Raw genomic sequence first — 12,115 nt, forward strand, 5'->3', positions numbered from 1 at the left:
ATTGTGAGAATCGAAGAGAACGATGGCCCCATCCCTAACTAAAACAACACAATTACTCAATCAACTAATTAACTTAATCACTTTACCTCCACGCCCTGAAAGGGCAACTTATTTCAACCCACGGGCAACGCCCTGGGTATATCAAACCCACAAAAAATCGCCGCGTTTGACAGAAATTACCTCCATTAAACCACATCATCGGCGTAATTTACGATACTAAAGAACAACGCTAGAATCTTTTTGCACACGTTGCATTTCGTGGCGTCCCGATAGCACATTTCGCCGATGACACTTTTATTACGTCCGGCAACAATCCGTTGCGGCGAATTATCGCCTAATTACAATATTCTACCAACATGTCAGCCCTACGGGCTTTCCGTAGCATACGATCATAACTATTAAAATAAACGAAACGGTTTTTAATTATAAACTTGAAACCTGAAACCACTCTTCTTCGTCCCGAAAAGGCAATTTATTTCAACCCACAAGCAACGCCCCGGGTTTGATAATGTGTTAGTTGGATAGTTCTCTGAGTAGCTCTTTGCGCTGGCAATGTGGGAATCGAAGAGAACAGGACCCGCATCCCTAACCGAAAAAACACAATTATTCAATCAACTAATTAACTTTACCCCTCGTCCATCTACGCCCTGAAAGGGCAACTTACATTAACCCACGGGCAGCGCCCTGGGTATATCAAACCCACAGAAAATCGCCGCGTTTGACAGAAATTACCTCCATTAAACCACCTCAGCGGCGAAAATTACGATATAAAGAACAACGCTAGAATCTTTTTGCACACGTTGCATTTCGTGGCGTCACGATAGCACATTTCGCCGATGGCACTTTTAATACTTCCAATTAAAAACCTCATCGCGGCGAATTATCGCTTAATTACAATATTCTACCAACATGTCAGCCCTACGGGCTTTCCGTAGCATACTTTCATAACTATTAAAATAAACGAAACGGTTTTTAATTATAAACTTGAAACCTGAAACCACTCTTCTTCGACCTGAAAGGGCAACTTACATCAACCCACAAGCAACGCCCTGGATTAGATAACACCATACCGAAAACCGCCGCGTTTGTTAGTAATTACTTTCCAAACAGTTCATCATCGGCGAAACCTATGATGTTGCAAAGGAACACAAGAGGTACTCATTGCCATCTGCTATGCTTCACAGTATGTATAGGATTATATCTCACAAAAACACCAGGTATATGCGTTAACTTAGTGCATTTTTACACGCCCACCACGACAATCAACACCGAATTATAATATCTGAATTGCTAATTTCTATCAAACCTTTCAAAATTTCAGTGATTATTCTCTATTTTTATTGCAATCTTTTTCCACAAAATAAGTTTGATAAATATACCATGAGGGCAATAAAACAAATACTGGCCGGAATTTTTGCAGGTTTTTTTTTCCTGATGCTGGGGCTAATCGGTTATTTTTATTTTAACCAGGAAAAAATTGTAGAAATACTCATCAAAGAGGTCAACAAGCAAGTAAACACGCCCATTGATGTACAGGAAGTCTCCATGTCGTTTTTCGAACGCTTTCCATATGTCTCGGTGAAATTCGACCAGGTTACCATACATGGAGCCAACAAAACAGACACAAAATCAAACGACACACTTTTAACGGCCCAAAGCCTCTTTTTTGACCTCGATCTGAAAACGCTCATCAGTGATAAGCCACAAATAAACCGGCTGGCCATCAGTAACGGCAAAATACACATTACCATTGCCAATGATGGAACTACAAATTACAACATATTAAAATCTGCACCTTCGGAAAACACCGGAAAACAAGGCAAGCTAGCAATAGATGCTATCGAAATAGAACAAATACAGGTGATTTACGAAGACCGCCAAAAAGGGGCTTTTTACGTAAATCAAATCAGCGAAGCACTTATTCAGGGCGTGATTCAAAAAGAATACTGGCAACTTAATACTGATATTACTTTGACTCAAACCAACATAATTCCGGAGGCATACAATTTTTTTGAAGCATACCGGTGGTCAGGCCAAATTTTTAAATCACAGGAGCTCATTGACTGGAAAGGAACACTTGAGGGCGACAATAAACAACTAAAATTAGATGGTGTTTTCAATCTGAAAAACAACCAGGCTGTAATACAAAGTCCCGGCATGAAGCTTAATGCTGAATTCATCAATAAAATATTGGCCAAAAACAAGCTTGGCAAACTCAAAATAAGCGATGGGGTTACAAAAATTTCACAACTACGCTACACTTACAAAAACAAAAACAACCAGTACCTGAGCTTTGGTTTTGATGCATCGCATAAAACCCTCTTAAAACAAAAAAACATAAACATTACAGCACAGGGCAGATTCAATTACCGCAGCGGACGCCCGCTCATAAAAATCAACACTGCAGAGGCCGCCTATAAAGGATCTTCTGTATATTTCGAAGGCAACTACAACCTGCCTGATCAAATCATTAAAGGCTTCACATCATTCACCGCCAATCTTAAGGATTTAAATGATTTCCAGATCTCCGACCTACCCGTGAAAAACCTAACCGGCCTTATTGATGGGCAGGCGCAGGTAAATGCAAAGCTGAAAGGTGGACAGGCCTATTCCAACATGTTTAAAGAGGGTGAATTGGGCTTTCAAAATGTGGGGTTGGTTATTCGCGAAAACAATTTTCAGATTAATAACCTCAACGCCGTGCTAAAAGCATCGCCGAAGAACATCAATATTGAAGAGCTAACAGGCAACTTCAATCAAAACAATCTTTCATTTAAGGGGCAAATTGACAATTTATTTGAGTATTTGCAGAAAAAACAACCAATCAACATCAATGGGCATGCACACACAACAAACTTCAACCTTAGTACATTCCTGTTATTGTCAGAAAACTCTAAAAATAGCGAACCCTTCCGGCTTACCGACAACATCAGGCTTGACCTAACTTTTGAAGCAAAAAACCTCTCCCGGGACAAATTCCGGGCAAAGCATGTTAAAACACACTTTCGCAAATACGGGAGAAGAATTGAAGTGCTCAACCTACAAATGCAAACAAGCGACGGTAGCATATCGACAAACGGAAAGTTACTACAACAAAAAAACAACGAATGGTACGTAGAACTAACCGGTAATCTGCAAAATGTGAATGTAACGGGTATTTTCAGTGAATTTAACAATTTTGGTCAGGAATACATCACCTCGAAGAACCTTGCCGGTAAACTAACAGCTGATGTAAAGGCCGATTTCGTTTTTTATCCCGACTTTAGCATCAGGCCCGAATCACTGTATCTCATTACGGATTTAAAAATTGAAGATGGTGCACTGATTGACTACAAAACCCTGGAAGCCCTTTCAAATTATATTGATGTAGAAGAGCTTCAGCATGTGAAATTTGCCCGGTTTGAAAACCAAATCAGTATTCAAAACCAAAAAATCACCATTCCGTATATGGAGGTTCAGTCATCGGCCATAGATCTTGGTCTGACTGGCACACATACATTCAACAACGAAATTGACTATCAAATATCGGTTGGGCTTACCGATGTTTTATTTCGTAAGTTACGGCGCAAACATCAAAAAGCCAGTGCAAAACAACAAAATAATAAAATGATGGTTTTCGTTGATATTACCGGAACAACCGAAGATTACAATATTGAATTCAGTAAATTAAAAAGAAAACGAGTAGAGCCCGTGCCCGAAAAGCAGCAAAAAAAGAAATTTGACATAGAGTTCGGCGACTTTAAGTAACTTGAAACCATGAACATATACACACATAAAAGGCGTTATAAAATTGCCATTATTGGCCTGGCCATCCTAATTAGTATACTCTCTCTGGGTTACTCGAATTTTTTGGTTGAAAAACTATCTGAACAGGAGCGGAAGCGGGTAGAACTTTTTGCAGAAGCTACAAGGCGGTTTGCACAAACAGACAACATGAACGAAGACCTGACGTTTGTATCAGAAGTAATTACGCGCAATGACAACATTCCCGTAATTCTCACCAACGAGAACGACAGCATTATTTCGCATAAAAACCTGAACGAACGCAAAGCCGTTAACCCCGAATATCTGAAACGCCGGCTCAGCCAAATGAAAGAAAAACACGACCCCGTAATCATCGACATCTTAAACGGAAAAATTGAACGCCGGGTCTATTATGATGATTCAACCCTGCTGAGTATGCTTTTTTGGTTCCCATTTGTACAAATTGGCATTTTCGGGCTTTTCATACTTATGGCCTATATGGCATTCAGTGCCTCGCGCCGTGCTGAACAAAACCAGGTGTGGGTTGGTATGTCAAAAGAAACAGCCCATCAGCTGGGCACACCAATATCTTCCCTCATAGCCTGGGTGGAGCTAATGAAAGCAGAACAAAAATGCCACGAGTATGCCGACGAGATGCAAGCCGACCTCAGCAGATTGGAAACCATTGTGGAACGATTCTCTAAAGTTGGTGCCAGGCCAGTTTTAAAACCAACCGACATCGATCAGGTTCTGGCAAACTCTGTGGCCTACATGAAAAGAAGGGCCTCTACACAAATTGAAATCAATTACATAAAAAATGAATCCGATTCGAATATTGTTCCACTGAACAAAGCGCTATTCTCCTGGGTTATTGAAAATGTAATTAAAAACGCCATTGATGCCATTGAGCGAAAAGGAACCATCAAGATTAGCGTGGTGCATGATAAGAAACACTTAAATGTTGATATCGAAGATACGGGTAAAGGCATTAGCCGAACAAAATTCAAACGAATTTTCCAACCCGGCATCACCACCAAACAAAGGGGCTGGGGACTTGGTCTCTCGCTATCGAAACGCATTATCAACGATTATCATAAAGGCAACATATTTGTAAAATGGTCTGAACCCGGCAAAGGCACCATCATTCGAATAGAATTGAAAACGCCTGTAAATTAATTCCAAACCAGGTTACGGCCTTAAAAACATCTTGTCCTTTAACCTGAAAGCTTCATTAGCCATCATACTTATCCGTCTTATCCTCAATAACCACATCATGACCGGCGGCAGCCTGGATTTTCAAATTTATAAGTGTTGAAGGAGCCTCCTTCAGCACTTCCTCTTTTACCTCTGTAAGAATTTGAAGCGCATTTTCCCAGGTTGTTTCGATCACCGTTTCAAACGGACAAACACGGTATTTTACTCCACTGCGTTCTATTACAGCGATAGCCTTATCCACTATTTCATAAACATTCTCAACACCCTGTGGCAAAACCTGAATGGCAAAATTAATTTTATTCATTTTTCTATTAAAATTATCTTATTGATAATAAGTTGTTTAAAACAAAACTCAACCACCAAAGATAAAAAAATTATACTGTGATTGTAACATACAGAAAAAGTGTTCGTCCTATTGTTGAACCCAGGAAAATGAATGATTAACCCCATTCATTTCCGTTGATTAACCCTTAAAACCATTAACTATGAAACCCAAAAATCACCCTTTTGCGGTACTGCTCTTAGTCTGCCTTTTTTTAACCCTGGGCAGTCAGGCATCAGAAAAACCCGGTATTATTACAGGAAAAGTAATTGAAGCTAAATCCAACGAACCCGTCGCTTACGCTAATGTAGCATTAATGAGCCCCACATCAGGAAGTGTTGTGGCCGGCATCATTAGTGACGAAAGCGGACGTTTTAAACTCAAACAGGTTCCTTATGGGAACTACAGGTTGCAGATTTCGTACCTTGGATACGAACGCAAATTACTTCCTGTTGAGCTTAACAGAACACATAAAGTTCTGGAAGTTGGGGCCATTGAGTTAACACCTAAAAATGAACAACTCGATGAAGTTGTAATTGAAGAAGAACGTTTAAAAGGTAAGCAGGAAGTTGACCGCACAGTATATACGGTCAATAATAAGGTACAGGAAATGTCAACCGATGGCATGGATGTGCTCAAACAGATTCCGGGCGTTACTGTCGATTTTCAGGACAATGTAACACTGGAAGGTACAGGAAATATTCTTTACCAGGTGAACGGCATCACCCGCGACAAAGATTTTGTGGCTCAACTTAATCCCGACGATTTTAATAAAGTTGAGATTGTAACCAACCCGGGAGTGGAATACGAAGCCGACATTGACGCAGTAATCAATATTGTGCTTAAAAAACGACCTAAGGGAGGAAGAGGTAAAATTGCAGCTCAATTGCCCAATCCAGAGTCTGTGCTGGGAAACCAAAATGCCAGTATTGAGTATGGAAACGATAAATTCCGCGTATTTCTTTCTGACCGCCTTCATTTCGAAAATTTCGATGCCAATCAAACCACAGAAACGCGCATAACCAATGGGAATGATGTAACATCCCTTTATGAAGAAGGTTCAGGTAATGCCACCTGGTTAAACAACAGTACAAACTATGGTATTGACCTGTTTTTAAATGATAAAAACACCATCAACCTTTATGGCAGTGCATACCTGCGGAACATGAACCAGAAAAACTATGAGCAACACGGCATACAAAAAACAAATGATATGCTGACGAAAGAATATGATGTGCTCATGAATCAAAAAGACCTGGGTATTGGATTGTACCACTCCCTGTTTTATGAGCATAAATTTGACGAAAAACACAACAAAATCACCAGTCAGGTAAATTACTACAACTACAAAAGTAACGGCGACAATCGCTATGAATATACTTATTCATACCTCAATAGCGAATTAACCGACCCACTGGAAATAAACCGTTTCGAGGACATCAACAATAAACGGAATATGATTGAATGGAAAAACGACTACCAGCAAATGCTGGGCAGCATTAAAATGAAAGCCGGGTACTGGAGCTATTACCAGTGGTACGACAACAAATTTGAAGCCGACCAGAATATCAATCGCGACTTTAAATACAATGAATTCAGGCAGGAAGCTTATGCAAGTGCCGGAGGATCGTTCGGAAAACTGCAATGGAATGGCGGCTTACGTATGTCCTATTCCCGCAGCAGAATCGATGCTGCTGCCACCAATGAATATATGGAACTTTTACCACAATTAAGCCTGAAATACGGATTATCAAAAACATCATCATTAAAGTTTAGCGCACGTCGTCGAATATACAGACCAGATATGGGTGAACTGAACCCCTTTGAAACACAGGCAGACAGCCTAACCATTAGCCGGGGAAACCCTAATCTGGAGCCAGAACTTATAAACCGGGCTGAATTACAATATGCTATTAACTTTAAGTCGAACTATATTGCGCCCAAAGCCTATATCGATTACACAACCAATAGTAGCCAACAAACCACATACGTTAACAATGAAGGAATATCGGTAATACAACCCGACAATGTAGGTAAACGCTACGAATACGGACTTAGCCTGACCACGGCTCTTAACATTACTCGTTGGATGCGTTTAAATGCCAATGTGCGGGTTTTTAATACAGAAGTTAACGGCCCTGATAACTACCAGGATGAAAAGATGGCCTGGGGGATAAATAGCTCTGTTATTTTTTCACCCTGGAAAGACAAACCACTCCACTTTATGGCGCAAATACAATATCGCAGCCCCCGACTACAATATAAATCAGAAACCATCCGTGATCCTCTTATTATTGTAGGAGCCGATTATCAGATAAATGAAAAATGGAAAGTAAGTGGATTTGCAGTACCAGCAAACTATAACTTCACTTATGCTGCTACGGAAAGAACCGACACCAACTACTATTATAAAAACGATGGCAACATAGATATCAGCTACTTCTTTGCCATTGAAATAGCCTACAATTTTAGATGGGGAAAAGAACCTAAAAAACTTCAACGCTCAACCGATTACGAAAAAGATGGTGGTGGAGGCACACTATAGGGTGATTAGGGTTAATTTGCCTCAAACCGCACAGGAAAATCCTGTGCGGTTTTTTTGTTTTTAGCGCAAATACATTTCCTAACCTCTCCCCCAGGCTAAAGCTCACTGTAAAAAATCCACGCCACAACCACAATTTCTCCCGGTATTGCTCCAAAACCACAAAACATCGCGAAACTTAACTGACATGTAGGCTGGCCAAAAAGCATTCGAAGAGGTCATTCCGAGAGGCAAAAATTTTAAATTTAGTAATGCAGAATGACGTATAACTTTTCCAGATTTATGATTGAAATTCATATTTGAAATCTTTTAAATTATTTCACGCCACGAACGCTGCGAGAAATACAAGCAAAGAGCGCTACGAGTAGTTACCTTGCGAGCGCTGCGTGAAACAATATTGCCCTCGCGCTGCCCTTTTATTTCCTAAAGGGAATCTGCCGCGCACTGCCCATTTCAGAATTAACGTAAACCAATAATCAACGACGTGCGCTGTGCTGAACTTGCCGAAGTATCATCACGAGGAACGATAAAACTACCATAATGACGGGGCCGATGGCCCTACAGCACTCCTCATTTAAGCTCTAATTCAAACTAAATTTGCTCGTGCTGTCCACAATGATTAAACGCAGCGATTTCGGTGGAAAAGGATTTTTAATATTTCTAAATAACCCCATTGCCTACAAGTGTGAAAAATCGAAATCAACCTAAGTTGCTAAACTGTAATCGCTGACTTGCAAACGCTTCAGCCGGGTGTTATGGTTTCCGAACCCAATTCGCCGCGATGCTACCATAATTGCAAACCAAAGGTATTTGTCGGCGATTGTAAACGAACCGGCAAAACATCGACATCCTTGCACAAAAGGACATTACCGAATAAAACCCTGATGCTAAACAGGTAAAGGAAGCCTTGATGCATGGAGAATTTCGTTTTTGTTCGTTTACAGCAACGCGTGTTCGATTATGAACACACCTGACCCGTCCAAAAAAATCGAAAACAAACATAAATCGCTGTTTTTGTGAAAATTAACAAACTATGGCACGAAGTTGGACATCTCATTAATGAACCGTTAAAAAAGCAGGCCCCTAACCCAGGCAAGCTTTTAAACCCTTAAAACCCAAACCCATGAAACCTAAAACTAATCCATTCGTGGTACTGACCTTGGTGTATCTATTTTTAGCCATAAGTACCCTTGCAAACAAAAACCCTGGTATTATTACCGGCTCCATTATCCAAAAAGAGAACAGCAAGCCTGTTCCTTATGCAAACGTGGCTTTGCTTGACAATCACACCCACCAAATCGTAACAGGAATTATTTCAGATGCAAATGGCCAATTCACCCTTGAAAACATTGCCTTTAACCGGTATGAGCTTCAAATCTCCTTTTTAGGTTTTGAAAAAAAGACGATTAACCTACAGGTAAATGCACAAAACAATCCATTAAAAATTGGTCGGGTAATACTCAAACGCTCAGCAGAGCAGCTTGATGAGGTTGTTGTAGCCGAAGAACGACTGAAAGGAAAACAAGAGGTAGATCGCACCATTTACACCGTCAACGACAAGATTCAACAAACTGCTAAAGACGGTCTTGACATTTTGAAGCACATTCCCGGTGTTAGTGTCGACTTTCAGGACAATGTAACCCTTGAAGGTACTGGAAATATTTTATACCTGGTAAATGATATCCCTCGCGACCAACAATTTGTGGCACAATTAAACCCAGGAGATTTCAATAAAGTGGAGATTATCACCAACCCCGGAGTAGAATACGATGCTGATGTGGATGCGGTGATCAACATCATTCTCAAAAAAAGACCAAAGGGTGGACGTGGCGGACTTACCCTGACTTTGGCCGACCCGCACAAAATTGCAAGTAACCACCGCGGAAACATAGAATACGGCGGAGAAAAATTCAGAGTCTTTGCATCTGACAGGCTCAATTACCAGTCATACAAAGCTTATTCAAAACAGAAAACCCGAATTACAAACAATGGAGACATTACAGATTTTACACAAACAGGCGAAGGCTATGCAAGTTGGCTGCGTAACAGCACCAATTACGGAATCGATTTCTTTATTAATGACAAAAACACGTTGAATATTTACGGCGACGCATACGTTTATGTGCGCAACCAGGATGAATTTAATGAACAGGGAACCGAAACTATAAATAATGAGCTGACCCGAAAGTTCAATTTGATTAATGACCAAAAGGATATAGGGCGAGGCCTGTACAATTCCCTGTATTACAAACACAAATTTAATGATAAGGGACACCAAATTACGAGCCAGTTCAATTACTACAACTACAAAGCCTCCGGAAACCATCAGTACGATTACAGATATACATACCTGGACAGCATATTGCCCCAGCCATTTGAACTATCAAGAAATGAAGAGACTGAAAATCGTAGGAATATGTTCGAATGGAGAAATGACTACAGCCGGAATATAGGAAAATTTCAACTCAAAGGAGGTTATTGGACTTATTATCAATGGTTCGACAATACCTTCAACTCAGGAGCAAGTCAGGAAGAGCAATTCCAGTACAATGAATTCAGGCAGGAAGCATATGCCAGTGCGGCCAGCTCTTTGGGTAAATTTCAGTGGTCCCTTGGTATGCGTACAGCCTGGTCGAAAAGCCGCATCGACAAATCGGCCACAAACACCTATTTGGAACTGTTGCCCCAGCTCAGTGTAATGTATCCGATAAAAAAAGGGCAAAGCATGCGATTCACAGCTCGCCGTAGAATTGCAAGGCCCGATATGGCACAACTAAACCCATTCGAAATGCAGACCGACAGCACAACCATCAATACAGGCAACCCTGATTTGAAACCAGAAATTATCAACAGGGCTGAATTGCAGTATTCATTAAACTTCAGGTCAAATTATATAGCACCACGCCTTTATTTAGAATACACCACCAACAGCGTACAACAATCATCTTATATTAACCCGGATGGAGTTTCGGTACTTCGACCTGAAAATGTAGGTAAACGCTACGAATATGGTCTGGCACTTACAGCAGCAGTAAATTTAACCCGCTGGTTCAGAATTAATGCATATGCCTCAGTATATGGCACAGAGGTGTCTGACGAAAAGGGATACCATGAAACCCTATGGAGTAGCAGACTCAATGGTGCAGCAGTATTAACACCCTGGGAAGGAAAACCCTACAGTTTCTCCGCCATTACGCAGTATATAGGACCAAGATTACGTTATAAAGCTGAAACTACCAGAGATGTGATGTTCTTATTACAGGCCGATGCAGGCATAACAGACAACTTTAAGGCATCTGTAGTATTTAACCCCCTGAGTCAGAATTTTAAATACGAGGCTACCGAACGTAACGACAACAATTATTATGCTTATCAGGAAGGTCGCGTAGATGTAAGCCAGCTACTGATGCTTACACTATCATATAATTTTAGCTGGGGCAAAACACCCAAACAACTGGAACGCTCAACCGAATATGAGAGCGATGGTGGAAATGGGTTATTCTAGTCTGAAAACATTCAGACATTTCCAATGGGTTAATTTTGGCGCCGCATCAAACAAGCTTTGGTGCGGCATTTTGCTTAAAGCAGTTACTTTTTCTTCATGAACTGCAAAATATCACGTATTTCTACAACACTAAATAAAAGATACAAAATCAACATCTCGATTAACAGCGTCTTAAACAAAACAGGTACAGTAAACGCCATAATTAACATTGCAGCAATAAGCACAAGTAATTTCAATCCTGTTAAAGCCATAAAAGCCCTGTTAAAAACAGCTAATCGTTTCTGCACATACCGATAGAGTGCGTATTGTATAATCCACGTAAAAATAAGGTAGGCAATAAGTAAGTAAATATAAGCAGGATGGAAACTAACCAGGTTTGTAAATTTAAAAATTGCCCAACCCGCAAAAGATAAAACAAGACTTAGTAAAAGTGTAGTAATTAAAAACTTCCGGTATGTTTTCCACATAATTTTAGAATTTTTTTACAAAAATATTTAAATTCATTGCAAATTATCCTAATTATCAAAAAAACCCCCGACTTTCTGGTAAGATTTATGCTTTTTCATTAATTTTAAACTCTTTTTCTTAAATTTTTATTAACAGCTTTGAAACAACTGATCAATATTTAACGAATAGATTTACAAATCAAAAAACCAACAAAAATAAATAATTATGAAGAATTTTTTACTTACAATTGCAGCTGTCACAATGGCTTTTAGCCTTTCTGCTCAAAACTGCTCAGACTTGTTTATTTCTGAATATATAGAAGGAGACTCACAAAACAAGG

The 12,115-nt window shown here is 40.1% G+C and carries 6 protein-coding genes; 4 read left to right on the forward strand and 2 right to left on the reverse strand.

Annotated features, from left to right (window positions below; all coding sequences use genetic code 11):
- The first annotated feature begins 1,380 nt into the window (after positions 1-1,380).
- Positions 1,381-3,747, forward strand: coding sequence for an AsmA-like C-terminal region-containing protein (locus VJ937_RS15475; protein WP_324068570.1), 2,367 nt, complete (start codon positions 1,381-1,383; stop codon positions 3,745-3,747).
- A gap of 9 nt (positions 3,748-3,756) precedes the next feature.
- Entirely contained in the window at positions 3,757-4,920 is a 1,164-nt protein-coding gene (locus tag VJ937_RS15480) for a HAMP domain-containing sensor histidine kinase (RefSeq protein WP_324068573.1), read from the forward strand.
- A 55-nt stretch (positions 4,921-4,975) separates the two neighbouring features.
- Here the strand turns inward: VJ937_RS15480 and VJ937_RS15485 are convergent, their stop codons facing one another.
- Positions 4,976-5,263, reverse strand: a complete 288-nt coding sequence (locus tag VJ937_RS15485) for a thiamine-binding protein (protein ID WP_324068575.1) — start codon at positions 5,261-5,263, stop codon at positions 4,976-4,978.
- Positions 5,264-5,444: 181 nt separating this feature from the next.
- On the opposite strand from VJ937_RS15485, the gene VJ937_RS15490 reads away from it, so the two are divergent.
- Entirely contained in the window at positions 5,445-7,826 is a 2,382-nt protein-coding gene (locus VJ937_RS15490; RefSeq protein ID WP_324068576.1) for an outer membrane beta-barrel family protein, read from the forward strand.
- Between the two features lie 1,120 nt (positions 7,827-8,946).
- Positions 8,947-11,328: an outer membrane beta-barrel family protein gene (locus VJ937_RS15495; protein WP_324068578.1), complete on the forward strand. Its 2,382-nt coding sequence runs from the start codon at positions 8,947-8,949 to the stop codon at positions 11,326-11,328.
- 83 nt (positions 11,329-11,411) lie between these two features.
- Here the strand turns inward: VJ937_RS15495 and VJ937_RS15500 are convergent, their stop codons facing one another.
- Positions 11,412-11,795 (reverse strand): hypothetical protein, encoded by a 384-nt coding sequence (locus tag VJ937_RS15500; RefSeq protein ID WP_324068579.1) that lies wholly within the window; start codon positions 11,793-11,795, stop codon positions 11,412-11,414.
- Positions 11,796-12,115: the final 320 nt, after the last annotated feature.

The organism is Salinivirga sp., assembly GCF_035268865.1.
In the GTDB taxonomy this organism is placed as follows: domain Bacteria; phylum Bacteroidota; class Bacteroidia; order Bacteroidales; family Salinivirgaceae; genus Salinivirga.

Coding starts and splice junctions, on each gene's coding strand:
- VJ937_RS15500 (WP_324068579.1), bottom strand. CDS start 11,795: ATGTGGAAAACATACCGGAAGTTTTTAATTACTACACTTTTACTAAGT.
- VJ937_RS15490 (WP_324068576.1), top strand. CDS start 5,445: ATGAAACCCAAAAATCACCCTTTTGCGGTACTGCTCTTAGTCTGCCTT.
- VJ937_RS15475 (WP_324068570.1), top strand. CDS start 1,381: ATGAGGGCAATAAAACAAATACTGGCCGGAATTTTTGCAGGTTTTTTT.
- VJ937_RS15485 (WP_324068575.1), bottom strand. CDS start 5,263: ATGAATAAAATTAATTTTGCCATTCAGGTTTTGCCACAGGGTGTTGAG.
- VJ937_RS15480 (WP_324068573.1), top strand. CDS start 3,757: ATGAACATATACACACATAAAAGGCGTTATAAAATTGCCATTATTGGC.
- VJ937_RS15495 (WP_324068578.1), top strand. CDS start 8,947: ATGAAACCTAAAACTAATCCATTCGTGGTACTGACCTTGGTGTATCTA.